Below are 26,758 nucleotides of genomic sequence, written 5' to 3'. Positions count from 1 at the left end.
GGAAGGCCTTTATTCAATGGTCGGCAAGTTTTGAGTGGATTGCTACTCAATCTCCGATTTCTGCTTCTGGAACATGGCCTGCCCGCGTAACAATACGCGCAGGCTCTTGCGTTTGAGCGAAAGATTGGGTACTACACTGCGGTCGTCTTCGAGGCGGTTTTTGTAGGCGTTCAGGATATCGCGGTAGGAGATGATGCCGCTCACCTGGGCCTCGCTGCCAAGCACGGGCAGCACGTCCACGTTTTCGCGGGCCATGCGCTCCACGGCGGTGCGGAGGGTGTCGGTGGCCAGCACGGTGGAAGAGCGGGGCTGCAGCAGGGCGCTGATGGGGGCCGCATCGTCGGCGTGCCAGCCGGCCAGGGCCACAGTGCTAATGATGCCGGCAAAGGCGCCGTCAGGGTTCACCACCACCAGGTGCGGGCCGGTGCGCTCGGCTTCGCGCTCGGCCCATTCGCGCACTTCCCGGATGCTGTTGTCGAGGCCGATGGCGACCATGCCATTTTGCAGCACGCGGGCCACGTTCACTTTGTCGAGCAGGTCGGGTTCGTAGTCGACGGGTGTTTTCACGCCGCGACGGGCAATTTTTTCGGTCATGATGGTATTGCCCATCATCAGGAACGATACCAGGTAGGCGGCCGTGCAGGCCCCCAGCAGCGGCAGCAGTGCCTGCGCCTGGCCCGTCGCTTCTACCGCAAACACGATGGAGGTGAGCAGCGCCCGCGAGGCACCTGCAAACATGGCCGCCATGCCCACCAGCGCCGCCAGCGGCAGCACAATATCGGAGCCCGGAAAGAAGTGCTGAATGGCCACGCCCAGCAGCGCGCCCGTAGCTCCGCCAATGGTGAGCAGCGGCGCCAGGGTGCCGCCCGAGGTGCCGCTGCCCAGCGAAATGGCCCAGGAGGCGAACTTCAGAAAGCACAGCGTCAGCAGCAGGCTCAGCGGCGCGGAGCCGGACAGCACGGCGGTGATGTTTTCATAGCCTACGCCCAGCGTTTGGGGGGCGAAGTAGCCGATGCCGCCCACGGCCAGGCCGCCCAGTGCCGGCCACCACGCCCAGTGAATGGGCAGCTCCTCAAACAGGTCCTCAATGAAATACACCAGCTTGGTGATGCCCACCGATGCTAGGCCCACCAGCAAGCCAATGCTGCTGTAGATGGCCAGCGCGCCGTTGCTGGGCGTCAGGAGCGTGGGCATGGGGAACGTGGCGCCCTGCTCGAACAGCAAGTGGTGCCCGGCCGCGCCCGTGATGCAGGCCAGCGCTACCGGCAGCAGCGAGCGGGGCGAAAACTCGAACAGCAGCAGCTCGATAGCCAGAAAAACCGCCGCGATGGGCGTGCCGAAAATGGCCGACATGCCCGCCGTGGCTCCCGCCGCCAGCAGCACCTTGCGCTCGTGATGCGTGATTTTGATGAGCTGGCCCAGCGTGGAGCCCAGCGCGCCGCCCGTGGCAATAATGGGCCCCTCGGCGCCAAACGGCCCGCCCGTACCGATGGAAATGGCCGCCGATAGCGGCTTGAGGTACATAATGGAGGGCTTGATGCGGCTCTGGTTGGTCAGAATCTGCTCCATGGCCTCGGGGATGCCGTGCCCGCGAATGGCTTTGGAACCATAAATGGCCATCAGGCTGACCACCAGGCCACCAAGCGCCGGCATCAGAATGACCCACAGGCCGAGGTGGTTATCAGCGGGGCTGTGGTACTCTACCGCAAAATCACCGTGAAAAACCAGGTTGGTAACCAGATTAATCAAGTACACCAGCAAGCGCGCCACCAGGCTAATGGTGACCGCGACCAACACCGCCAGGGCCGAAATGCGCACTAGGCGCTGCTTGTCGGGGGCCAGACGAGGCTTTACGCCGTCATCGGCCAGGGTTGAGTCGAGGGAGGGGGCAATGGGAATGCCGGCGTGCGCAAGCGTGGGATGTTTCATAGAGCGAAAAAAGAGGTAAAGGCCACCTGCAAACAGGCAGGAGCACCTATACGAACTTCGCTCAGGCCCAATGAGTGCCGCATGAAGGGAACTTTTATGCGGGAAGCAACGCAGACGCGGCCCTGAAAACCCCAGTCCTATACCGTTTCCGCTGCTGCCGGCACGGCTGCTGCCTTTGGTTTCTGGCTTACCAGCCACACCCCCACGAAGATGAGTACTGCCTGTCCGGCTTTGCCCCAAGTGAGGTGGTCTTTGCCCAGGGCCACGGCAATGAGCACGGCCAGCACCGGCTGCAAATAAATATAGACGCCCAGAAGGGCGGGGGAGGCGTATTTCAGCGCCCAGTTATTGAGCAGGTAGGCCAGGATGGTAAGGAAGACCACCATGTAGCCGATTTCCAGCCAGATTTTGAGCGGGAAAGTGGCGTAGTGGGCCGTCAGGGCATCGCGCCAGCCGAAGGGCACCGCAATGATGGCCCCCACCAGAAACACCCGCGCCAGCACCGTGAAGGCGTGGTACTTGCGCATCAGCGGCTGCACCAGCACCAGGTAGAGGCCAAACACCGTGGCATTGGCCAGAATAAACAGGTTGCCCAGCGTGGCGTGCGGGTAGATGGCTGCCTGCGCGTTGCGGCTGAGGATGAGCGAGGCCGCGCCCGCCGCGCCCACCGCAATGCCCAGCACCCGCGGCAGCGTGATTTTTTCACTGAGCAGAATGGCCGAGGCGATGACCACCACAATGGGCGCGATGGTCTGGAGCAGCGACGCGCTGATGGGCGAAGTCAAATTCAGCCCCGAAAAAAACAGCAGCTGATTGACCCCAATGCCGCAAATGCCGCAGAGAATGGACCGCCGGTTGTCGGTCCAGCCGATGATTTTGTCTTGCGGGGCCACGAAGTATTTCACCAGCGCAAAGAAGCTCGACGCGCCCAGCACCCGCAGCGTGACGATGCCGAACGGCGTCATATAGAGCGGCATCACGTCTTTCGACAGGGAATAATTGGCCGCGTAAATGACTGCGACGAAGAACAGGGCCGCGTGCACGCGGAATTGATTGGGCATAAGTAGGGGAGAGTAGCGCCAACTTTGTGGTTCGCGTTTTCGCGCCGTCAGAACTCGTTGCGGTGCCGAACGTTCTAAAATGCGAACCACAAAGTTGGCTCCGCCGTCTTCGATTCGCGCTATTTCGCTACTTCCTATGTCCTCCCTTTTCCCTGACGACGAACCCACCGCCTTCACCCCAGCCGCCGCGCCCGGCCCTGATGCCCCGCTGGCCGAGCGCCAGCGCCCGCGCCGCCTGGCCGACTATGCCGGCCAGCAGCACCTGGTGGGCGAAACCGGCGTGCTACGCCGCTATTTGAACTCCGGCCGGCTGCCCAGCCTCATTCTGTGGGGACCGCCCGGCGTGGGCAAAACCACCCTGGCCCACCTGCTGGCCTCGGAGCTGAAGCAGCCATTTTCCGCGCTCAGCGCCATCAACGCGGGCGTGAAGGATGTGCGCGACGTCATTGAAAAGGCCAAGCGGCAGCGTGGTACGGTGCTCTTTATTGATGAAATCCACCGCTTCAGCAAGGCCCAGCAGGATGCGCTGCTGGGCGCGGTGGAGCACGGCACCGTCACGCTGATTGGCGCCACCACGGAGAATCCGTCGTTTGAAGTCATCCCGGCGTTGCTCTCACGCTGCCAGGTGTACGTGCTGGAAGCGCTGAGCGCGGACACCCTGCGCGGCCTCGTGAAAAAGGCCCTGACGGAGGACGCCGCGATGCAGCAGAAAAAGGTGAGCCTCAAGGAAGACCACGCCCTGCTAGCCCTGAGCGGCGGCGACGCCCGCAAGCTGCTCAACCTCCTGGAAATTGTGGTGCAAAGCACCCCGCCCGATAAGAAAGGAACCATCCTAATCACCGATGCGGTGGTGCAGCAGGTGGCCCAGCGCCCACTGGCCCGCTACGACAAAGGCGGCGAAATGCACTACGACGTCATTTCGGCCTTTATTAAAAGCATGCGCGGCTCCGACCCCAACGCCGCGCTCTACTACCTGGCCGTAATGCTGGAAGGCGGCGAGGATGTGAAGTTCATTGCCCGCCGCATGCTCATCCTGGCCAGTGAGGACATCGGCAACGCCAACCCCAACGCCCTGATGCTGGCCACGAGCTGCTTCCAGGCCTGCACCGTCATCGGCCTGCCCGAGTCCGACCTCATCCTAGCCCAAACGGTCATTTACCTGGCTACTTCGCCCAAAAGCAACGCCTCCTACATGGCCATCCGCGCCGCCCAGGCCGAGGTGAAGGCCCACGGCGTGCACCCCGTGCCGGTTCCCTTACGCAACGCCCCCACGCGCCTCATGAAGCAGCTCGGCTACGGCAAAGAATACGCCTACTCGCACAACGGCGAAGGCAACTTCGAGGAGCAGGAGTTTCTGCCCGACGCCCTGAGCGGCACCCGTTTCTACGAGCCCGGCCACAATGCCAGCGAAGCCAAAATCCAGGAACGCCTGCGCGGCTGGTGGGGCGAGAAATACGGTTACTGAGCCGCCCGCGGGGCTTTTGGGTGGTCCCCCGCGGGCTTTCGGGCATTCCGCGGGCCTGTACGCCATGCCCCTGCGATGTTCCGTGCCTCCCCCGCGGATTTCCGTCGTTCCCCCGCTGGTTTACGCCTTTCCCCCGCGTATTTACGTCCTTCCCCCGTGGGTTTACGCCTTCGTAAATCGGCAGGGGAAAGACGTAAACCCACGGGGGAAGGCCAAATGGCCCGCGCCGCCTACATTTACAGCCATCATTCTAATCCGTTTTTATGCGTCAATTTTTGAAATTCGTGCTCGCCACCGTTGTCGGCCTGTTCGTCTTTGGATTTCTGGGTTTTTTGGTGATGGCCGGCATCATTGGAGCGGCCGTGAGCAGCGACGACCACAAGGAAACCGCCGCCAACTCGGTGCTGGAGCTCAAGCTGAACGACCCGCTCAATGAGCGCGGGCGCGACGGCCGCCTGGGCGCCTTCGGGGGCAATAGTGGCTCGACCGGTTTGGTCGAGTTGAAGGAAGCCATCGGCCGGGCCAAGGGCGATGCCGACATCAAGGGCATTTTGCTGAACCTGGGTTTGGTGCAGGGCGGCATGGCCTCGCTGGAGGAAGTGCGCGACGCGCTGCTGGACTTTAAAAAATCCGGCAAGTTCATCGTGGCCTACCACGAAATCGCCTCCGAAAAGAGCTTCTACCTCTCCTCGGTAGCCAACGAAATCTACCTGCACCCGCAGGGCACGCTGGAATTCAACGGGCTCAGCTCGGAGGTGATGTTCTACAAGCGCCTGTTCGACAAGGCCGGCATCGAGCCCTACATCTTCCGGGTGGGCTCGTTTAAAAGCGCCGTGGAGCCGTTTTTCCGGGAGAATTTCTCGGATTCGGCCCGCTACCAGACCGTGTCGTTCCTCAACTCCATCAACGGCTACATGATTGGCCGCGTGGCCGAGGCGCGCCACATCGAGCCGGCCCGCCTCAAGGTGATTTCGGACTCCATGCTGGTGCACAACGCCCCCGATGCCCTGCGCCTGAACCTGGTCACCAAGCTCGGCTATTTTGATGAGGTGGAGGACTACCTGCGGGGCAAGCTGGGCGTGGCCAAAGACAAAAAGCCCAGCCTGGTGAGCCTCAGCGACTATACCGAAAACGATGATGCCGACGAAAAAGAGGGCAACACCAGCGGCAACCGCATTGCCGTGGTGTACGCCGACGGCGACATTGTGACCGGCCGGGGTTCCGACGACAACATCGGTAGCACCAAGTTTGCCGAATCCATCCGCAAGGCCCGCCTCGACGACAAAGTGAAGGCCGTGGTGCTGCGTATCAACTCGCCCGGCGGCTCCTCGCTTGCCTCCGATATTATTTACCGCGAGGTGCTGCTCACCAGCAAAGTGAAGCCGATTATCGCCAGCATGAGCGACGTGGCAGCTTCCGGGGGCTACTACATTGCCATGGCCTGCGACACCATCGTGGCCCATCCGAACACCATCACGGGCTCCATTGGCGTGTTTGGCGTGCTGCCCAACATTCAGCCGCTGCTGGCCGACAAGCTGGGCATCACCGTGGACCGCGTGACCACCGGCAAGTTCTCCGACCTGCCCACCATCACCCGCGCGCTCTCCGACTATGAGAAAAAAGTGCTGCAAGGCGAGGTGAACAGCATCTACGCCGATTTCACCAGCAAAGCCGCCCTCGGCCGCCGCATGCCCGTAGACCGCCTGCGCCGCCTGGCCTCGGGCCGCGTCTGGAGCGGCCTCGAGGCCAAAAACAACGGCCTCGTGGATGTGCTGGGCGACTACGAAGACGCCCTGAAAATTGCCGCCCAACGCGCCCACCTCAAGGCCGACGACTACCGCGTGCAGCGCCTGCCCCGTCAACGCTCCTCCATCGAAAGCCTGCTGTCCCGCTTTGTTGGCGATGAGGATGACGAAGCCAAGGCCCGCGCCATCAAAGCCGAGCTGGGCCCGCTTTACCCCGCCTACGCGCAGTACCAGCAGCTCATGCAGATGCGCGGTGTGCAGGCCCGTCTGCCCTACTTGTTAGACATTAAATAACCCAAGCTGCGGACTAGCCGCGTAGCAGCGAAAGGTTGGCAAAGAAGCACGGTTCTAGTGATAAAAAAAGCCGCGTAGCAGTGACAGATTACCGATTGGTTCTGTCATCGCTACGCGGCTTTTTTTATCCCAATTATCGGGTTGCTACAAATCCATCACCGGGCTATGGCTACTCTGCAACCTGGCCGCTTCAGCGTCTGCCTGCTGAATAATTCAAACAACGAGTCTATTCGCGGAGGGCACTTGGGACCAGGCCGGTCTGGCGTTTGAAGAAGTTGCAGAAATGCGCCGCGTCGGCAAAGCCCAAGCTGTTGGCAATTTCGGAGACGTTCCAGTTGGTCTGCTTGAGCAGGATTTTGGCTTCCTGCGCTACCCGGCTGCCGATGAGGCCGGTGGTGGTACGGCCGGTGGTTTCTTTCAGTACCCGGTTGAGGTGGTTGACGTGCACCGCCAGCTGGTTGGCGTAGTCCTTGGCGGTGCGCAGCCGTAGCTGTTGCTGCGGAGTTTCGAGGGGAAACTGGCGTTCCAGCAGCTCGGCAAACAGGGCCGTGACGCGGGCCGAAGCATTGGGTGTGTGGACCTGGGCCGGTGCGGGTTGCAGCTTCTGCCCATAGTGTATCAGTTCGAGCAGGTAGGTGCGGAGCAGGTCATACTTATGGGCATAGCCGGAGGCTATTTCCTGCGTCATGCGCAGGAAAATACCCTCAATGGCTGCGTAGTCCGTATCCGATATCTCCAAGGTAGGGGTGGCGCCGGGTTGGAAAATGGGCAGCTCATCGAGCACAACCCCACTCTTGGCGGGCAGCAGGAACTCATCGGTGAAAACGCAGAAGTAGCCGGCTTGGTCTTGGTCTTGCGGCAGCCACCGGTAGGGCACGCGGGAGGTGGCAAACCACAGGCCGTTGCGCTCAATGTCCACCACTTTGTCGCCGTTCTCAACCCGGCTGCGCCCACGAATCAGGCTGATTTTACAGAATGCCCGCCGGTCGAAAGTCATTGGTGGCCGTTGGAACTTGGTGGCCATTAGGTCGGCCACGTTGAAGACGTTGAAGTGGCCGATTTCCCGCTGAATGCCCGGGGCCACTAGCGTACTGGCTTCGGCGCCGGCCACCGGACGGAGCTTGGTGTAGAGTTCTTCGAGCGAATTAGGCTTCATTATAAACAGCTGTGAAAATCAAAGGTAAGCAAGCCACCAGCTATTGGCGTCTGGCTCTCAGCGATAAACAAAAGGCCCGGCCGCCCCACACCGGGCAGTCGGGCCTTAAAGGCACGTGGCAGGAAGGATTACTCCACCGTGAGGCGGCGCACTTCGGTGCCGCTGCGCACGATGTATACCCCGCTCGGCAGCCCGGCGGGCAGCGTGAGGCGAGCCTGGCCGTCAGTGTTGGCCGGGGCATTCAGTACGGAACGGCCCAGGGCGTCGAAGATTTCCACGGCCGCGCCGGCGGTGGCACCAGTCACGGAAAGGTCGCGGTGCGCCGGGTTGGGGTACAGCTCCAGGTGGGTGAAGCTACCCAACTGCACGCTCCGCACGGGCGAGTATTCGGCCGCGCCATCGGTATCGACCTGGCGGAGGCGGTAGTAGCGCGTGGTGGCCTTGGCGAGGGCTTTGGAGTCGAGGAACTCGTAGTCGGTGCGGTGGGTAGAATTGCCCTGCGCAGCCACGGTGCCAATGAGCTCAAAGGTTTTGCCATCGGTGCTGCGCTCTACCTCAAACCGCTCGCTGTGCAGCTCCGAGGCCGTGACCCAATCCAGGTGTACGGCTTTGTCCTGCGCTGCCGCAGTGAAGCTGATGAGCTTGACCGGCAGCGGAGCCACGACGTTGAAGGTATAATCCTCGGTTTCGCCGTACACAAAGGTGTCGCAGCCGCGGCTGGCCGTTACGAGGGCCACGCCCGTCGATTCGGTTCGGATGCGCATGCGGGTGGCGCCGGTCATCGCTGTGGCGGGCACGGTCATGCTCGTGCTCAGCGTGCCGTTGCTGGCGGCGCTGGTGATGCTGTTGAACTCGCTGGCGTCGAACGTGCCGTTGTGGTTATAATCGACCCACACGCCCGCGCTGATGCTTGGGCTGCTGGCAAACGTAGTGTTCAGCGTGTAGCTCGTCCCCTTCGTAAGCGTAGCGGTGGCCGTGGTGGTGGGGACCACCGTGTAGTTGGAGCCGCCGGCGCAGGTTGTGCCGTTGCTCATGCCGTTGATGCTCACGTTGGTGATGGCGCCGTAGGTGCTGCAACCCGAGCCGTGCACCACGCTGCAATAGCATTGGTCGTAGGTGTTCTGGCCCACTGCCACCGAGTTCGACGTCACGGGCGCACCACCATTAGCGCAGCTCACGATGAGTTGGTAATCTGTCGGCACCGTTTGGCCAGCCACCGCGTAGCTGAAGGCGGTAGCGCCCGTGATGTCCGCAAACGCATTGCCTGAGCCCATCAAGCGGCTTTGCCACTGGAAGGTGTAGCCCGTGGTGCCCACGGGAATGCTGCTGGTGCTGAGCGTGAAGGACGAGTTGGCGCAGGCGTTGGTCACATCGGCCGTGGCGGTGATGGTCGCGGGCGGGTTGGTGCACTGCTGGGGCGGGCCCACGGTGAAGAGGTAGTCCTCGGTTTCGCCGCCGTAGCCGCTGGCATCGCAGGCGGCGGTATTGGCGAAGAGCGAGTTGCGCTCCCGCACCCGCATGCGGGTGGCGCCGAGCGGCGCATTGGCCGGCACGGTCACGTTGATGGTGTAGGTGTAGTTGCCGCTGCTAGCCGGGGTGCCGAGCAGGTAGTATTCCACGTTGTCAGTCGGGTCGAACGTGCCGTTGTGGTCAAAGTCAATCCAAAGGGCAGCCTGCGAGGGAGAGGCATTGGCCCGGATGCTCACCGTGATGGGGTAAATGCCACCCTGGTTGAGGGTAGTAGTCAGCGCAGGGTCGCCGGTGTAGTTGTTGTAGCCTGCCGAGGTGCTGCTGGTGCCGCCGGTGGTATTGGTGAAAGGCGTGCTGCCCGTCATGCTCACGGCCGATACATATTCGTTGGTGGGAGTGGCCGACGGCGTGCAGTAGCAATTCAGATAGCCCAAGGTTACCGTGAATATATTTGAGGGAGCAGTAGCCCCGCCGGTGGCGCAGGTGGTCACAATGCGGTAGTCCGTCGAGGCCGTCAGGCTGGTGGTCAGCGACAGATTGGTGGCTCCGCTGATAGGGGCAAAGCTGTTGGCGCCCGCTGCGCTTTTCTCCCATTGGTAGCTAAAGCCGCTTTGGCCGGCCGTCGCGCCAGTGGTCGTCAGGGTGAATGAGGCCCCGGCGCACGGCGCAGCAGCCGGGCCGCTCACTGTGAGGAGGGTGGGAGTGGAGCAGACTACTTCGGCCCCAATAGTGACGAGGTAGTCCTCGGTTTCGCCAATCCAGGCGTTGGCGCAGGCGCTGGCACCCGTGCCGGTGGCGTCGTTGTGCAGGCGCACGCGCATCCGGGTAGGGCCCAGCAGGGCCGTGGCGGGAATGGTGAGGTTGGTGCTCCCCGTCACCGCGCCGGTAGTGGCCTGGGTACCAATGACGGTGTACTCGCTGGCTTCGAACGTCCCGCTCTGGTCGTAGTCAATCCAGACCATCTCGGTAGGCGTGCTCGACGACGGCGAGAGGGCGGATACCGTGATAACATACGTGCTGTTGCGGTTGAGCGTGGTCGTCTGGGTAGGGCTGGGGCTGCCCGTATAATCAGCAAACCCCGTTGGGGTGCTGGTCTGCGAGCTGCCGCTGGTGTTGTTGATGTCCTGCAGCGTTACGTTGGTGAGGTAGTCGTTGGTCGCGTTGTTGGCGTTCTGGCAGTAGCAGTTCGCCAGCAGGCTTTGGGCAATGGTGATGGCCGGCGACGTAGCACTGGCTCCCCCGTTGCTGCACGTAATAATCACCCGGTAGTCGGTAGCTTCGCGCTGGTTGACAATGGTCAGGATGGCTGTCGTGGCGTTCGTCGTCACGGCGTTGCCATTCACATCGGTGATGGTAGTGGGCACGCTGGTGTAGAGCGCCGCGGCACTGGGCTTATACTCCCACTGGTAGGTAAGGCCGGTGGTCCCGAGTGCGGGGCCAGTAGCCGTGAGCGAAAATGTAGTAGCCGGGCAGGCCGTGCTGGTGACCGAAGTAGGTACCGTAGCGGCGGGCGTACCGGCGCAGGGCGTAGCACCGGCTACCAGCACCGCGTAGTCCAGCGTGACACCGGTGGTGGTAGTGGCGTTGCTATTGCCGGCGGTAGCAAGAATGCTTGCGTTGTTACGCTCAGTTCGCACGCGGAAGCCCACCGTGCCATTGGTAACGGCAGCCAGCGAAGTGCTGGGAATGCTAAAGGTCAGCGTTGTACTGCCAGAACCGTTGGTGTTCTCGCCAAAGTATTCGCCGGTGGGCGCTCCGGCAGAGTTCAGCACCGCCCCGTAGATGCCATCCTGGTTCAGGTCAATCCAGAGAGCGGCGCGGCTGGCGTTTGTCGTCGTGACGGTCAGGGTGTAATCGTTGCTTTTACTCAGCGTGCCGTTCGTAGCAGCATCGCGGTAGATGCCATACGTGGCGTAGGGCTCGGTCGTGGTCCCGCACGTAAGGCCGGTCTTGTTCATGACCACGTTGGCTGGGGTAGCCGTTTCGGCAATGCTGACGGCAGAAACGGCTCCATAGGTGCCGCAGCCGCTCGTAGAAGTAGCCGGGTAGGGAAAGCAGTTTACGGGGTCGGTCTGGCCCACCTGCACCGAGGCCGAGGGCGAATCCGTACCGGGCTGGTCAAAAACGCACTGCACCAGGCAGCGGTAATACGTAGCGGTGGTCTGGTTGAGCACCGTGCAGGTGGCATTAGTTGGCCCCGTGCTGTAGGGGCTGGCCGAGGTGCTGGTGGTTAGGTTGTTCCACGATGTGTTGTTGGAAGAATATTGCCACTGGTAGCTGTAGCCGGACCGGGCCAGCAGGCCATTCAGCGTCAGGGTGAAGCTGGTGCCGGCGCAGGTGGCCGCCAGGCTGGCCGCCGCGCTGTGGCTCGTGGGCAAAGCGCACTGGGCAAGGCTGGCCGCATTGGCGTTCAGCGTCACGCCGAGCACACTCACCGCGTTTGAGGTGCTCGTGTTGGCAACCGTAATGCTCATAATGGTCTTCCCGTATTCACTGCCGCTGAGCACGAGCTTGTTTTCGAACAGGTTGGGGGTGGTGGTGCTGGTTTGCACAGCGTTGCTGGGCTGCAACCGGCCTTTGGCGTACACCCCAATCGACGTGGCTGCGTTGGAGCTGCCCGACGTGGCCGAACTAGCTGCACTGAACCAGTTATTGAAGTTGACGGCATAAGCGTGGGATGTGCCGTCCGAGAAATTCACCGTCATCGTGCCGGTCGAAGTCGTCCCATTGGTCGAAGTCGTTAGCACGTATACTTCGGTGGCAGCCGTGGGCGTGAAGCTTACCGAGCCACTGCCCACGCCGCGGATTTGTAGCGCATTGATGCCGGTATAGCTGGCCAGTTGGTAGGTGAGGCCGCTGGTCGCAATGCTGCTGAGCAGGCCGGTGGTCGTGGCACCATTTACGCCGGCCACGGGCAGGCCGCTGGTAGCGTGCGCCGTTGTTGAGCTGTTGTAGTCCGTCGACATCAGGAAATAGCCTGCGCCATCGGTGTCGGCCGTTGCCGACGTGTTGGTGTATGGCGTGGAGGTGGTGCCGGCCGTTATCGTGTTGCCGCTCGTGCCGTTCACAATGACGTCCTGCCCGCTAACGCTGGGCGTACCAAAATTGCCGCCGTTGTATGGGGCCGGCGTGCCCCCGGCCGGAAAGGTCAGCGGCATCGGAAGGTAGTTATTGGCGGCGGCTGGTGGTGCGGCGCTGATGGCCATTATCTGCACATACGGCCCCGCCGTAGCTGATTTGGTAAACGTAACGCCCGTGATGCTCTTGCTCTGGTTCGCGCCCGAAATCGCCACAGCGTACTGGTACAGGCGGGGGTTCGGGGTTACCGTATTGGCAATGATTTCATCGAAGTTGGTGCCCGTAATCAGCAGTCGGTCATTCACCGAATACGCATAGCCGGAATTATTGAACCAGTCCTGCACCGTGATGGTCGCTGACTGGCTGGTGCCATCCGAAAAGTTTACCCGTGCCGTAGTCGCATCCGAGCCGCTACCGCTGGTGGCCAGCACATACAGCGTGCCGGCCGAAGTTGGGTTCGTGAAGGTGAGCGTGCCGGTAGCCGTGGCTGCCGGGCTTGAGCCGCCCACGCCGTACAGGCGCAGCGAGTTATTGCCGGAATAAGGTTGCAGCTTATACAGCACGTTGGGCAAAGCCGCGCCCAGAAAGGTTCCACCAAACGGCAGGCCCACATTGGGATGGAAAAAGCCGGGTGCTGTCGTCGTTGTGTAGTCGTTCGACAGAAAGACGTAGCTGTTGGCATCCACCGAACTGTTGCTTGAGCTGCCGGCCGTGGCATTGCCCGTGCCGTTGGCCACAATGTCGGCATTGAAACCCGTCAGGGCCACCGGTTGTGGCACCGTCTGCGCTTGTGAAGTGAAACCCATACCCAAGGCAAGTGCAAGAAGCACGAGCTTGAGAAAAGCAGTAAATGGTTTATGCATAAACGTTTGATTAGGTTGCTGACCGCTAAATGTATAAGCGAATCAACTTATCACTAATCACGTTTTAGTATTAATATAGTAACATGCCGGTCAAATTATTATATTTATTTCTGTTTATAGTTTATTTTTTACTGTTTTGAGTATTCGAAACGTTTGTGGAAAACGAATTTTACAAAATCACATCCGTGCCTATAATATAGAAACTTAGTGAGATAATTCAAATTTTATCGAAAAAACAATATCAGTTTATCGTTTGAGTAGGCAGGCATGCAGGCTTTTAGCGGGCTATCCGCCAAGGCGGTGCTGCCCGTACATGCCAGCTTTCGGGCCCACGTCCTACATTCGCGCCATGCTGAATCAACTCAAAGAAACCGCCGCTTACATCCGCGCCAACTCCCAGAATTTCCTGCCCGAAACCGGCATTATCCTCGGTACCGGCTTGGGCGCGCTGGCCCGCGAAGTCGATGTCGAGTACGAAATCAATTACGCCGACATCCCACATTTTCCACTGTCCACCGTCGAAAGCCACGCCGGCCGGCTGCTGCTGGGCCACATGGGCGGCAAGAAAGTGGCCGTGCTGCAAGGGCGCTTTCACTACTATGAGGGCTACACCATGCAGCAGGTAGCCATGCCCGTGCGCGTGCTCAAGCTATTGGGCATCAGCCGGCTGCTGGTTAGCAACGCGGCTGGCGGCCTGAATCCCGATTTCAACATCGCAGATTTGATGCTCATTGATGACCACATCAACCTGCAACCCGGCAACCCACTCATCGGCACCAACCTGGATGAGTTGGGCCCACGCTTCCCCGACATGTTTGCGCCCTACGACGCCAACCTGCTCCGCCGGGCCGAAGCTGCCGTCGCGGCGCTGGGCCAAACCGCTACCACCCGGCGCGGGGTGTATGCCAGCGTGCCCGGACCCATGCTCGAAACTCCCGCCGAGTACCGCTACCTGCGCACCATTGGGGCCGATGCCGTGGGCATGAGCACGGTGCCCGAAGTCATTGCCGCCCGCCACTTAAGCTTACCAGTGCTGGCCATTTCAGTCATCACCGATTTATGCGCCCCCGGCCACCTCAAGCCCGTGGTGCTGGCCGATATTTTCGCCGCGGCTGCTACTGCCGAGCCCCGCCTCACTGCGCTGGTGAAAGAAGTTGTAGCGGGCTTCTAGGTGTTCGTTGTTAGTTGATAGAACAACATTAGTTTGTTCTATCAACTAACAATGAACCCTAACGAAGAATCTTCGTCATCCGCACGCCGCTCAGGACGGCGAAGATGCCGACGCCGCCTTGCACATTGCCGTAAATGGCCGAGGGCTGGCCAAAGGGGTTGCCGTTGGCACTGCGGGCATCGCGCACCGACTGGCGGAAGCGGTACATGGCGCGCTCGGTGTGGTAAAGGGTGGCCGTAATGGTGTCGCCGGGATAGAAGCGGTAGCTGGTGCCAAACACAAATTGTTGGCCATTGAGTAGCCGGTCTTCCAGCGAGTTATCGGTCTCGGGAGCTTTCAGAAGCACGCCGCGGGCCGGGTCGCCCTTGTGCAGCTGCAGGCGGTAGCAATCATCGAGCGGGGCCGGGTCGCGGAAACTGGTGAGAAAGTACGCCCGGCGCTCGGTAGGGCTTTTATCGTTGAATTTATAGCTGACCGAGTCGATGGGCACTGGCGCCAGCATGGTGGTGGTGCTGGTGGCATGGCGGCCTTTGGTGTCCACCACATCCAACTTAAATACGTCGCCGGGGCGGGCCACCAGCGGGTCGCGGCCAATGTGGCTATGGAATTTCACGCCCGTAGTATCGGTCAGGGCCGCGTAGTTGGGCGAAAAGGCAAGAGGCACCTGAGCGCCGTTGGGCAAGGTCAGGGTGACGGTTACGTCGTTGGGCACCTGGGGCAGTACTGGGCTAAGGTAGGGCACGGAGGTGGTCACGGCCAGGCTCGGCACCTTACCCGCTTCGAGGTAGCACTCCACAATGAGCTCGGACGAGTAGCTTGGGAGCGGCACGTCAATGTTGTTCTGGAGACTGCCGCAGCTGGCCAGGGCCAGGAGTGGGAGCAGGGCAGCGGCTTTGAGGAAACGAGTCATAGCATTAAAAGAGGTACTGGTTCCAGTCGGTCATCGGGAGCGCTACTAAGGATGACACAATGCCTGCTGCTAAAACCGAAAATTGTATGTGAGTGAAGGGATAACCGGGAACAGCGACACCTGCTGTGCCCGGAAGCCGGTGATGCGGTCGGTGGCCTTGTCCTTTACCGTTTCGAAGAACACGAAATAGGCGTTGCGGCGGTTGTAGGCGTTGTAGATGCTCAGGGTGAGGTCCTGGTCGCGCCGGGCCCCAATTTTGTACACCACGCCCAGGTCGAGCCGATGGTAGGGGATGAGGCGGTAGGAATTGCGGTCGGGGTAAATGGGCACGGGGCGTGGGTCCAGGCCAGTGCTGGAGCCCGGAATATCCTGAATGCCGAAGCGGCCGAGCGGCAGCGTGGTAAGATTGCCCGACGTGTAGATAAAGCTGGCCGTGAGGTTGATGCGCTGGTTGAGCTGGTGCAGCACCACAATGGTCAGGTTGTGGCGCCGGTCGTAGTTGGGGTGAAAATCCTGGCCGTTGTTCACGCCATTGGTGCCGCGCTGGGGCTGGAAATTGCGCCAGGCCCAGGCCAGCGTGTAGCCAATCCAGCCCGTGGTTTTGCCGGTTTTCTTTTCCAAGTACAGCTCATTGCCATAGCTCCAGCTTTTACCAAAGATGAATTCACCATCCAGCTCCGGGTTGGCAAACAGTTGGGCCCCGTCGCGGAAATCAACCTGATTGCGGCCCCATTTGTAGTACACCTCATTGGTGAGCAGGTACTTGCCGCCGCCCAGCAGAAAGCTGGCCCCGCCGCTCACCTGCTGGGAGCGCTGGGGCTTCACGTTCAGCCGCGAGGGGTACCAGATGTCGGTGGGCAGTGTTGCCCCAGAGTTGGTCACCAGGTGTACGTACTGGTACATCATGGCGTAGTTGAGCTTGAACGAAGTTTTATCGCTGAGCGAGTAGCGGGCGGCGGCCCGCGGCTCCAAGCCGCCGTACTGGTCCGAACCGCTGCGGAAACCAGCAAGACGCAGCCCGCCTTCCAACTGCAGCTTGTCGCTGTACTTGTAATTGTCGGACGCATACACCGCGCCATCCAGGCCGTAGTAGTTCACATCGGAGCCGAAGTTCACGCGGCCGTCGCCAGAGTTGGCATCCAGCCGGCCCACGCCAAACTTGTGCTCGGTGAGCATGGCCCCGAACTTCACCTGGTGCCGGTCATCGGGCGTGTACTCAAAATCGGTACGAGCGGTGTAATCCCGGATTTGGGAGCCCAGCGAGAAGCTGAACTGGTCGAGCTTATTGGTCAGCTCGTACTTATAGTCCGATACCGTGGCCGAAGTGTTGACAAACAGCTTGGGCGAAAACACGTGGTTCCAGCGCAACGAACCCACCGTATTGCCCCACTGAAAGTTGAAATTGAAGCCGTTGGTGCTGCTAAAGCCAAAAATATCGCGCCCCAGGTAGCCGGTCAGAAACAGTCGGTCTTTCTCACCCAGCGTATAGTTGGCCTTGGCGTTGAGGTCGTAGAAATAATAGTCCGGGATGGGGCTGTAGTCTTCCTTGCCCTCGTTGGCCTTGTTGAGGGCCCGCGTAAAAATGTCGAAATACGTGCGCCGCCCGCTCACGATAAACGAGCCCTTGCCCTTGTTGATAGGCCCCTCGTAGGTGAGGCGCGACGAAATCAGCCCCACGCCGCCAGTGGCCACGTAGTGCTGCCGGTCGCCCTCGCGCAGCTTCACATCCACCACCGACGACAGCCGCCCACCAAACTGCGCCGGAAAGCCCGATTTATACAGGTCCACGCTCTGCACGGCGTCGGAGTTGAACACCGAAAACAACCCGAATAAGTGGTTGGGGTTGTAAACAACGGCGTTGTCCAGAAGCACCAGGTTCTGGTCTGCCGAGCCGCCGCGCACAAACAGGCCGCTGGTGCCCTCACCACCGCTCTGCACCCCTGGTTTCAGCTGCAAGGTCTTCAGTATATCCACCTCGCCAAACAGCGCCGGCAGCAGCTTGGCTTCCTGAATGCTGAGGTGCTCAACACCCATCTGGGTGGTTTTGAGCTTCTGCTCCAAGGTCACGGTGCCTTCTACCACCACTTCGCCCAGCTCGTTGCCGCCTTCCTGCAGGTCGAAGCTGAGGCGCTGGTTTTTGGTCAGGTTGATGTCGCGGGTAATCTGCTGGTAACCAATGAAGGCCACGACTAGTTGGTGCTTGCCGGCGGGCAGGCTCAACGAGAAGTGTCCTGCCGAGTCGGCGGCCGTGCCGGTATTGAGAGCGGGCACGGCCACGCTGGCGCCAGGCAGCGTTTCGCCGCGCCCGCCGCGCACCGTCCCGCTAATGGTGAAGCGCGTCGCATTTTGGGCATTGGCCAACGGCCCGTTCAGCCCCAGCACTACGAATAAAAGAAGCCAGTAATAACGTGTAGCTGAATCTAAAACCATAGAGTAACAGTAGGGAAGCTGCAAATGTAGCGCCCTCCCCAACGCCCAAAATCGCCGGATAGTTTACGGCCGCCCAATTCGGCGGCCTCGCCCAGTGCATGGATGCTATTTGCCCACGAAAGGCTGCAAGGCCTGCGTAATTTGGGTGGCGGGTACCACGCCTGCCTGCCGCCACACCGGCTGGCCCTGATGGAACAAAATCAGCGTGGGAATGCTCTGGACGCGGTACTGCTGGGCCACGGCCTGGTTCTTGTCCACATCAATTTTGATGACGCGCAGCTTGCCGCCGTGCTGGGCCGCCACTTGCTCCAGAATGGGCGCCATGGTTTTGCAGGGACCGCACCAGGTAGCATAAAAATCGACTAAAACCGGCATGCCGGGGCTATTGATGAGTTCGGGGAATGACTTGCGGGGCATGAGCTAAAGGCAAAGGTGAAAACGTATAACAGCCTCTAAACGAAAAAAGCCTGGCGCATAGCCAGGCTTTCCGAATGATTTACGCACAAAATAAAGCCTTATGTCGGGCTACTTATTGACAACGGTAATATCGTTGGCCACTTCGGGAAACGTGAAGCGGCCGCCCACGGCTTTCACGCCTTTCACGCGGCACTCCCAGGTATAGCGCCCGGGGATGGCCGAAGCGGCCTCGCCGGTCTCCGCCTTGAAGTACTGGGGGTCCGAAGGGTCGGTAGGGAACAGCACATCCACGCCGGTTTGGCCTTTGGCGAGCTCCTTGGTCAGGTAATAGTCTTTGCCCGTCTTCTCGCTGTGTACGATGAAAGTAGCGGTGTAGGGACCCAGTTGGCCGTATTTGTCGAGAACACCTAGCTTGATTTGGGCTGTAGTGCTCACCATCCAGGTTTGGGAGTGTGCCACCTGCGCCGTGCCCAACGAGAGCAGCACACCAAAGGCACCTGCCCACGGCAGGCGTTTAAGCAGAAAAGAATGTACCGGTATTATCATAGTAAAAAACAGGATGAAGTTGTGAAAAGTGTTTAAGTGAAACAGGGCTAAAGGATTGACACCGCATACAATGCAGCCCAAGATAGTTCGGGCGTAATGATTCCGCAACTTGCACAGCGTCCGTTGTGTTAAGAATCATCGAAATCGATTTGCCTCACTGTCCTGATTTGCTGCCATGGCCCGACAGCGCTCTCTACCCCATTTTAGGGTACCCGCGACCCCACCTGCTGCCGGCCCCCAGTGTGGCCTTTGCGAGCGCACGGTTCAGGCTACCTCGCGCCACCATCTGGTGCCCCGCGAAGAAGGCGGCAAATACGGCCCCACCGTCGACCTGTGCCAGCCCTGTCACAGCAGCGTCCACCGCTTCTTGAGCAACCGCGACCTGGCCCGGCGTTACCCCACCGTAGAAGCGCTACGCCAGGCCGAGGAACTACAAACCTACTTGCGCTGGATTCGGAAGCAGCGGGTGGAGCGCATTAGCAACCGACGCGGCCGGCGGTAGAATGGCCCATAGCATTCAGCGCAAAGCAGCGGCCTATTTGCACTGACTGGGCTAGGACGTTTGGCCAGGCTGCTGGAGAAGTCTTGGCCTGCCGGTCTATCACAACGTATTATATTTCAAGGTATTTGGGAGGATGGGTCAACTGCTATCCGGCCGGTTTTGGGGAAGCACACTTTTACGAAACAGGCAAAGTTTTGCTTTACTTCTACAGCTAGCAACCATTCTGTTAGTCTAGCATTCCAACTAACAGGAGCGTAGTAGAACAGAGAATGATGTATTTACATTAAATGTATGTACATTTGTTTTGCAGAGCAACACAGACTGTTTGGCTCTGCTCCTAAAACATACCTTAGATATAATAATATGGAAGTTGGAATTGATAGTTTTGCCTCGCACCTGCTCCAAAATGGGGGCGACCACCTGAGCGGTACCGATGCCATGCGCCTGTTGCTTGAACGCATCGAGCGAGCCGACCAAGTCGGCCTCGATGTATTTGGCATTGGCGAGCACCACCGGGCCGAATACCTTGATTCGGCCCCGGCCGTGATTCTGGCCGCCGCTGCTGCCCGTACCCAGCGCATTCGCCTGGCCAGTGCCGTCACGGTGCTTTCGGCGGCCGACCCGGTACGTGTTTTCCAAGAGTTTGCCACGCTGGACCTGATTTCGCAGGGCCGGGCCGAGATGGTGGTCGGGCGCGGCTCGTCTACCGAAGCATTCCCGCTCTTCGGCTTCAGCCTGAATGACTACGACGAGCTATTTAGCGAAAAGCTGGGGCTGTTGCTGGCCATCCGCGACCAGGAGAAAATACGTTGGTCGGGCCAGTACCGGCCGGCGCTCACGGGCCAGGGCATTTACCCGCGGCCAGCACAGGCGCAATTGCCCATCTGGCTGGGCGTGGGAGGCACGCCCGAGTCGTTTGTGCGGGCCGGCACGCTGGGGCTGCCCTTGATGGTGGCCATCATCGGCGGCGACACCCACCGTTTCCGGCCGCTGGTCGACCTCTACCGCGAGGCTGGGCGCCGCGCCGGGCATGCTCCCGAGCAACTTAAAGTGGGCTTGCATTCGCTCGGCTACGTGGCCCCCACCACCGAAGAAGCCGTGGCTGATTTTGTGCCCGGCTACATTGAAACGTTTAGCAAGCGTGCCCGCGAGCGGGGAGGCAGCCCCCTCACGCGGGCGCATTTCGCGGCGCAAGCTGGCCCGCTTGGGGCGCTGCTGGTAGGCAGTCCCGAAGAAGTAGCAGCCAAGATTCAGCGGCACAGCGAGGCGTTGGGTGGCATCTCGCGGGTAACATTTCAAATGGATGTGGCGGTGCTGCCACACGAAAAAATCCTGCGGGCCACCGAGCTGATTGGTACGCGCATTGCGCCGTTGCTGCGCTAACTCTTCGCTCCGCAAATGTTACCCGATAGCTAGCCAGCTGCTACCAACGCGAACAGGCTATCCATCGGTGCCACTATACAAGGTGTCGTTTTTGACGCAGCTTTGTGTTATGAACCGCTATTTCGTGCCTTTTGCGCAGCTTCGGCAGCAGCCTACTATTGTGGTCGACAGCGTGGGGCTGGGCGCGGTGCTCACGCTGGCCCACTGGCGGGCAGCCCCCACGCCCGAGCCCTTGCGCGACGATACCAGCGCTGGCTCCGCGCTACGGGCCCTGCGGCAGCCCGAAACGCCGGGTCTGGAGGCGACCGCTGTCACAGCTAACCACTTTGATATCGACGGCTTTATCGGCGTCTGGAGTTTGCTGAATCCGGCGCTGGCCCTGCAGCACGAAGAACTGCTGCGAATGGTGGCCGTGTTGGGTGATTTCCGGGAAATAGACTGGGCACACCCACTGGCCGATACCGCGCTGCAACTGGTTTGCTGGCTGAATGCCGAAGAGAAAGCGCGCTTCTACGAGCCTTTCGGCGCGCCCATCCGTCGCCGTCGGGAAGACGAGGCTTCGGCGGAGAAGTTCGAATGGTTTTTGCCTCGCTTCGCCGAAATCCTGCAAAATCCTGATGCCGGCCGCGCCGCTTGGCAGCCGGAATATGACCGGGTGAAGGCGGCTGTATCGCAGCTGCGCGAGCCCCAGACGCAGCTACGGCGCTACCTGGAAATCGGTTTGGCCGTGGTCGAAGCGCCTGATTTCGTACCGTACTACGCCCTGTTCGGCCCCACGGCGGGCAGCGACATTGTACTTAGCCTGTACGCCGGCCACCACTACGAGCTCGAATACAAATACACCACCTGGATTGACCTGGATAGCCGGCCCACACTGCCGCGTCTCGAGCTGGCGCCGTTGGTAGAACGCCTGAATGCCTTGGAAACCAGCGGCCAAATCTGGGCCGCCGACGGCATCACCGATACCGGCCCGCTGTTGCGCCTGACTGGTAAGAAGCTCACCAAAGCCGAGCGCTACGCCGACCCGGATGGCCGCCCGATTCACGCCTCATCCATTGCGCCGGAGGTAATGGAGCGGGAGGTAGTGGCGTTTTTTCGGGCGGGTTATGCGGGTATTCAGCCTAAGAAATACTGGACCTGGGCCGAGGTGAAAGCAGCCGGGCAGTAGCGTAGACTTTGCGAGTCTGCATTTGGGCGAACATGCTGCCAGGCACGGATTCGCAGAGTCCACGCTACACTGCGCAGCTGGTTTCGTTGCCCATGATGCCTACGATGTGCACGCTGCTGTTGCCGCCCGCGCCGGGCCGTACCCGAATCTGGGTGCCAATGCGGTCCTTGAGGTCGGAGACGTGGGAGATGATGCCAATCATCTTGCCCGAATGCTGCAGGCGTTCCAGCGCATCCAAAGCCGTGTTCAGAGCTTCAGGGTCGAGCGTGCCAAAGCCTTCGTCAATAAACAAGGACTCGATGCGGGCTTTGTGGCCAGCCAGCTCGCTGAGACCCAAGGCCAGCGCCAGACTCACCAGGAAGCTTTCGCCACCCGAGAGCGAGGCCATGGGGCGCACGGTGTCGGCCTGGTCGTGGTCGATGATTTGCAGCTCCAGGTTGCGATTGGGCGTTTTGAGAATGGTGTAGCGACCCGTGAGCTGGCGTAGGCGCAGGTTGGCCAGCCGGGCCAGATGCGTGAGCGTGAGGCCTTGGGCAAACTGGCTGAACTTGTCGCCCCGCGCCGAGCCAATCTGCTCGTTCAAATCCTGCCAGCGCTGCTCTTCCTGCTGGCGGAGCAGCAGCTCCTGGAGGCCAGCGGCCTGCTGGGCACGGGCGTCGTCGTCCTGCTTCAGCTGGTTGCCCACCGCGCCCAGCTTCTGCTGCAACACGTCATCGGCAGCCGACAGCGTGTTGAGTTGGGCGGTGAGCTCGGCGGCGGTGTGGGGCGTGAGGCCTGCCTCGGCGTGATGGTTGAGCTCGGCCGTGAGGTCAGCGAGGCGGCGGGCGGTGGCGGCCTGCGCGGTGAGGTGGTCCTGGCGGTGCTGGGTCAGGCGCCCGGCTTCGGCGGCGGGCAGGAGCAGGGCGCGGGCCTCGGCGGCAGTAGTCAGGTTAGCAGCAGCGAGGGCAGCGGCTAGCTCGGCTTGGCGCTGGGCCTGAGCCGTGCGGTGTATTGCCAACTGCGCGTGCAGGTCCTTCTGCCGGTTTTGCTGGATTGCGAGGACCTTCTGTTGGTCGGCCAGTTGCGTTTGGGCGAGTTGCTGGGCTTGGGCCAGGCGTTGCGTGGCCTGGTGCAATTGCTCGGTTGCGGCAGCTGGATCGGAGCCGGTGTAGTAGGCCTGCCGGGCTGCCTGCTGCTGGGCTATGGCCTGCTGCTCGGCTTCCAACGCGGCTTCGTCGGCTATAAGCTTGGTGGCCTGCTCGGTTAGGGCCGCGGCGCGGGGTTGGTGCTGGCTTTTTTTCTCCAATAGCTTTTTCCCCAGCTCCGCGAGGGCGCCGGTTTGGGCTTCGTAGTAGTCGGCCCGCTCACGCAAAGTGGCCAGAATACCGTCGTAGGGCGGCCGGGCGGGCAGCTTCAGATGGTGTGGCGCGAGGAAGTCGCGAATCGAGCTTTCGAAAATTTCGGCCTGCTCCTGCCAATGCACCAGCTCTTCCGCCAGCTTGGCCAACTCCTGTTCGGTGGCAGCCAGCCGGTCTTCGAGGCGCGGAATTTCCTGCCGGGCGGCCATGGCCGCTTCGCCGGCTTTGGTATATTGCTCCCGCAGCTCAGCTAGCTTTTCATCGAGTTCGGCCAAGCGGCGGCGGGCCGCTACGGCGGCGGCTTGCTCGGTAGCCGTTGTTTCGAGAAGGATGCGCACAGCGGCGGGGTCGGCCGGCTGCGTGGGCACGGGCACCAAGGTTGCTGCCATAGCTGCCGCTTGCTGGCGGGCGGCTTCGGCCGCGGCGGCGGCTTCGTCGCGTCGCTGCTGACGCTGCTGCTGCTCGGTTTGGCGGCGCGTGAGGGCCGTGGTAGCCTGTCGCAATTCTTCCTCTAAAGCCACTAAAGCCTGCTGCTGCTGTGCTACCCGCTGCTCCTGCTCGTCGGCCTCAGCGGTAAAATCGGCGGCGAAAGCGTGTTCCAGCGCCCCGCAGAGGGGGCAGGGCTGACCGGGCTGCAGGTGCTGGCGGTGCTGATTGAGGTCAGCCAAAGCCTGCTGAGTACGCAGCTCCCGGCGGTAGCTGTCAAGCAGTTTCTGGCCGTCGGCGCGGCGGGTTTCGAGATGGCGGGTGGCGGTTTCGGCGGTAGTCAGGGCCGGCGCTTCCTCGTCAATTTGGGCGGTCAGAGCATTGGCGCGGGCCTGCTGCTCGTGGGCGGTTTCGGCCTTAGGCAGCAGCTGTTGCAGGGCCTGGCGATGGGTGGTGAGGTCATCGGCGCTCTGCACCAGCGCGGCGGCCGAGGTGCCCAGCAGCAGCGCGTCGCGCTCGGTGCGGCAGGGCTGGCCCTGGTCTTTAATGGCCTGCTGGCGGGTCAGCGCATCGGCTTCAAGGCCGCGCTGGCGGCGCAGGTCCAGTGCGGTTTGTTCTTGGCTTTTGCGCAATTCAATCCGGCGGGCATCAAACGCGGCCAGTTGCTTTTGAGCCCCCAGCAGGTCGATGATTTCGCGGTCCAGCGCCAGTACCTGGTTTTTCAGGTCATTCTCGGCACTGTGCTCGATGAGCCAGTTATCGAGCGTGGCGCTCTGGCTTTGCAGGCCTTTGATTTCGAGAGCCTCCCGGCGCAGGTCGGCCTCGGCTTGCGCGTGGGTGCGCTGGCTCTGAATGTGTGCTGCCCGTTTCAGTCCGAGCTGGTGCCGGACGGCGGCAATCTCGGCATCCTGCTGCTGGGCCTTGCTCAGCACGGGGCGCAGGCGGTCTTCTTCGGCCAATGCTTCGCTGTGTGCAGAAGCAGCGGCAGTATGGGCTTGGGCAGCCGTATCGGCTGCCTGCGTCAGCCGGGGCAGGGCTTCGGCCAGTTCCCGCAGCTGCTTTTCGTCGCTACTGACTTCCCTTTCGGCCGCTTCGGCCAGTTCCAGGGGCTTATCAACGGCGGCAGCGCGGGCGTGGCCTTCCAGCCGGGCAAACTCAGGCCGCAGGGCTTCGTCGGCCTGGCGCAGGCGCTCAGCCTCGCGCTCAGCCTCGCGCAGTTGCCGGTCGAGCTGGTCCAGAATGGTGCGCCAAGTCAGGCAGATGGTCAGGTCCTGCTGCTCTTCGTAATGCTGCTCGGCCTGCTGGTGCAGTACGTCGAGCTGGCTTTCCAGGTCGGCCCGTTCTTCGTCGGTCAGCAGGCGGGTGGCATCCAGCTTGGCGCGTAGCAGTCTGGTTTTTAGCTCCTCTTCCTTCGCTTTCTCAAACGCCGCCACGCTTAGCCGTGAGTAAATGCCCACGTTGGTCATCTTCTCCAGCAAGGCGCTGCGCTCCTTTTCCGGGGCGTGCAGGAAGCGGGCAAACTTGCCCTGGCTCAGTAGTACCGACTGCTCAAACTGTCCAAAATCGAGCCCTGACACTTCGCCCACCCGCTTCGGCACCGCTTCCTTACCCGAAATGACAGCGATGTTCGACGGGCTCAGCACCAGCGTCATGGCATCGGGATTTAGAGCGCCTTTGTCCTCGCCGCGCACTTTGCGCTTCACCTCCCAGCGCGAGCGGTAGCGTACGCGGTCCACCACGCCGGTGTCGGCGTTGGTTTCGTGCACTTCAAACTCCACTTCAGAAAAAGCGTCTTTGGCGTGGCGGCTCACCATCTCACCCACCTGGCGGTCGTGGCGCGGTACCCGGCCGTAGAGGCCCACCGAAATAGCATCAAGCAGCGTGCTTTTGCCCGCGCCAGTGGGCCCCGTGATGGCAAACAGCCCCGTGTCTGCCAGGGGTGTTTCATCAAAGCGAATCAGAAACGGACCAGGTAGCGAGTTAAGGTTAGCGAAGCGGACGCTGATAATTTTCATCGAATACTTTTCCCATCAATACACCCCGAAGATACGGCAAGCAGTAGCGCGAACTTTTAGTTCGCGTCCCCGCGTCGTGTTCCTTAGATAAGCGAACTAAAAGTTCGCGCTACTACGCGCTACTGCCCGTTCCACGCCTGCGGGTCGGCCTCATTCAGCAATTGCCGTAGCTCCCCAAACGTAGCGGTGAGGGCTGCCGCCCGCTCGGGCGGCAGGCTGGCCACGCGGCGCCCAAATACTTCATCCACCGTCAATTCGTGCAGCAGGGCCAGCGGAATGGCGCTTTCGGCCAAATCAACTACTTCCGTCAGGCGCTGGTGGCGCACGCCTTTGGGAGCCAGCACCTGGGTTTTTTGCAGCTGCAGCACGGCCTGCACGCGGCGCTGCACCTCGGCGGGCGTCTCGTCGGAGCGCACCAGCACATCGGCCCAGGCCACCAGCTGGAAGGCGGAGTTGTCGTAGGCCAGAATGTCGGCCTCTACCTCTTCCAGTGTGCCGTGGAAGCGCTGCAGGCGCCGCGCCACCGGCACCGGAATGCTGGTAATAACCGGCGCGCCAGCTCCCTCAAACTCTAGTAGCAGCACCTGTTGCTTGTCGTCGGCCTCGGTGAAGGAAAGGGGCACCGGCGAGCCCGAGTAGCGGATGTGTGTCCGGCCGCCCACCAGCTGCGGGCGGTGCAGGTGGCCCAGCGCCACGTAGTCGAAGGCGGCGGGAAAATGCTCGGCCCCAATCAGGCCCAGCCCGCCGATGTGCACGTCGCGCTCGGCACCTTCGCGGGCCTCGCCGCCGGCCGCGTAGAGGTGGCCGGTGGCCAGCACGGGCACGTCCTGCTCGCGTAGGCGCAGCACGGCATCGTGGGCAGCCAGGGCGGCGTAGTGGTCGGCAATGCTCTGGCGGATGCGGATTTGGCGGTCGTCGGGGCTTTCGCCCGCCACGGCCAGCCGGATGTCACGGTCGCGCAGAAACGGCACCGCGCACACTACCAGCCCCGGCCGACCGTCGTCGGCGTTCAGGTGCAGAATCTGCTCGGTGGGGTCGGCGGGCACGCCGCCCACTACGTGGATGCGCAGCTGCCGCAGCAATTGCCGCGAGGCGTTGAGCATGGTGGGCGAGTCATGGTTGCCGCCCACCACCACGATGTCGCGGCAGCCGGTGGCCTGCATCTTCACCAAAAAGGTATAGTACAGCTCCTGCGCCGTGTAGGAGGGCGACTGGGTGTCGAAAATATCGCCGGCAATCACCAGCACCTCAATGCTCTGGGCCTGCACCGTGAGCAGCAGCCAATCGAGAAAAGCCTGTTGCTCGGTGGTGCGTTCCTGGCCCGTTAGGAAGTGCTGGCCGAGGTGCCAGTCGGCGGTGTGAAGGACGCGCATAGGGTAGAGTTAATCTCAA

The 26,758-nt window shown here is 61.4% G+C and carries 16 protein-coding genes; 6 read left to right on the top strand and 10 right to left on the bottom strand.

Translation table 11 applies throughout. The features are described 5' to 3' along the window. Positions 1-42: 42 nt before the first annotated feature. Positions 43-1,929: a chloride channel protein gene (locus J4E00_RS02830; protein WP_208173486.1), complete on the bottom strand. Its 1,887-nt coding sequence runs from the start codon at positions 1,927-1,929 to the stop codon at positions 43-45. A 137-nt stretch (positions 1,930-2,066) separates the two neighbouring features. Further along, complete coding sequence (locus tag J4E00_RS02825) at positions 2,067-2,990, bottom strand: DMT family transporter (protein WP_208173485.1); 924 nt, start codon at positions 2,988-2,990, stop codon at positions 2,067-2,069. Between the two features lie 136 nt (positions 2,991-3,126). On the opposite strand from J4E00_RS02825, the gene J4E00_RS02820 reads away from it, so the two are divergent. Continuing rightward, positions 3,127-4,455, top strand: coding sequence for a replication-associated recombination protein A (locus J4E00_RS02820; protein WP_208173484.1), 1,329 nt, complete (start codon positions 3,127-3,129; stop codon positions 4,453-4,455). 263 nt (positions 4,456-4,718) lie between these two features. Beyond that, on the top strand, positions 4,719-6,494 hold the full coding sequence (sppA, locus tag J4E00_RS02815) for a signal peptide peptidase SppA (protein ID WP_208173483.1): 1,776 nt from the start codon (positions 4,719-4,721) through the stop codon (positions 6,492-6,494). Between the two features lie 226 nt (positions 6,495-6,720). Here the strand turns inward: sppA and J4E00_RS02810 are convergent, their stop codons facing one another. Both J4E00_RS02810 and J4E00_RS29935 read right to left on the bottom strand, forming a co-directional pair. Beyond that, complete coding sequence (locus tag J4E00_RS02810) at positions 6,721-7,650, bottom strand: helix-turn-helix domain-containing protein (RefSeq protein ID WP_208173482.1); 930 nt, start codon at positions 7,648-7,650, stop codon at positions 6,721-6,723. 128 nt (positions 7,651-7,778) lie between these two features. After that, positions 7,779-13,028: a GEVED domain-containing protein gene (locus J4E00_RS29935; RefSeq protein ID WP_208173481.1), complete on the bottom strand. Its 5,250-nt coding sequence runs from the start codon at positions 13,026-13,028 to the stop codon at positions 7,779-7,781. Between the two features lie 382 nt (positions 13,029-13,410). On the opposite strand from J4E00_RS29935, the gene J4E00_RS02800 reads away from it, so the two are divergent. After that, positions 13,411-14,232, top strand: coding sequence for a purine-nucleoside phosphorylase (locus J4E00_RS02800; protein WP_208173480.1), 822 nt, complete (start codon positions 13,411-13,413; stop codon positions 14,230-14,232). A 58-nt stretch (positions 14,233-14,290) separates the two neighbouring features. Here J4E00_RS02800 and J4E00_RS02795 read toward each other — a convergent pair whose 3' ends face one another. From J4E00_RS02795 to J4E00_RS02780, 4 genes are all read right to left on the bottom strand, one after another. After that, positions 14,291-15,142, bottom strand: coding sequence for a DUF4249 domain-containing protein (locus tag J4E00_RS02795; RefSeq protein WP_208173479.1), 852 nt, complete (start codon positions 15,140-15,142; stop codon positions 14,291-14,293). A gap of 69 nt (positions 15,143-15,211) precedes the next feature. Further along, the gene (locus tag J4E00_RS02790; RefSeq protein WP_208173478.1) at positions 15,212-17,572 is read right to left on the bottom strand and encodes a TonB-dependent receptor; all 2,361 of its coding nucleotides are present in this window, start codon (positions 17,570-17,572) and stop codon (positions 15,212-15,214) included. Between the two features lie 105 nt (positions 17,573-17,677). Continuing rightward, complete coding sequence (trxA, locus tag J4E00_RS02785) at positions 17,678-17,989, bottom strand: thioredoxin (RefSeq protein ID WP_208173477.1); 312 nt, start codon at positions 17,987-17,989, stop codon at positions 17,678-17,680. A 108-nt stretch (positions 17,990-18,097) separates the two neighbouring features. After that, positions 18,098-18,535 (bottom strand): hypothetical protein, encoded by a 438-nt coding sequence (locus J4E00_RS02780; RefSeq protein ID WP_208173476.1) that lies wholly within the window; start codon positions 18,533-18,535, stop codon positions 18,098-18,100. A gap of 175 nt (positions 18,536-18,710) precedes the next feature. Here J4E00_RS02780 and J4E00_RS02775 point away from each other — a divergent pair, with 175 nt between their 5' ends. The 3 genes from J4E00_RS02775 to J4E00_RS02765 all read left to right on the top strand — a co-directional run bounded on the left by J4E00_RS02775 (position 18,711) and on the right by J4E00_RS02765 (position 21,588). Continuing rightward, positions 18,711-19,037, top strand: a complete 327-nt coding sequence (locus J4E00_RS02775) for an HNH endonuclease (protein ID WP_208173475.1) — start codon at positions 18,711-18,713, stop codon at positions 19,035-19,037. A gap of 363 nt (positions 19,038-19,400) precedes the next feature. Then, positions 19,401-20,420, top strand: a complete 1,020-nt coding sequence (locus J4E00_RS02770; protein ID WP_208173474.1) for an Atu2307/SP_0267 family LLM class monooxygenase — start codon at positions 19,401-19,403, stop codon at positions 20,418-20,420. Between the two features lie 109 nt (positions 20,421-20,529). Beyond that, positions 20,530-21,588, top strand: coding sequence for a DUF6687 family protein (locus J4E00_RS02765; RefSeq protein WP_208173473.1), 1,059 nt, complete (start codon positions 20,530-20,532; stop codon positions 21,586-21,588). A gap of 64 nt (positions 21,589-21,652) precedes the next feature. Here J4E00_RS02765 and J4E00_RS02760 read toward each other — a convergent pair whose 3' ends face one another. Then, positions 21,653-25,366 (bottom strand): AAA family ATPase, encoded by a 3,714-nt coding sequence (locus J4E00_RS02760; protein ID WP_208173472.1) that lies wholly within the window; start codon positions 25,364-25,366, stop codon positions 21,653-21,655. A gap of 119 nt (positions 25,367-25,485) precedes the next feature. Then, positions 25,486-26,739 (bottom strand): exonuclease subunit SbcD, encoded by a 1,254-nt coding sequence (gene sbcD / locus J4E00_RS02755; RefSeq protein WP_208173471.1) that lies wholly within the window; start codon positions 26,737-26,739, stop codon positions 25,486-25,488. Positions 26,740-26,758 lie beyond the last annotated feature (19 nt).

The organism is Hymenobacter negativus (assembly GCF_017571495.1).
GTDB classification, from domain to species: Bacteria; Bacteroidota; Bacteroidia; order Cytophagales; family Hymenobacteraceae; genus Hymenobacter; species Hymenobacter negativus.
The sequence above is the reverse complement of the archived record's forward strand: the minus strand, read 5'-3'. Positions and strand labels throughout refer to the sequence as shown.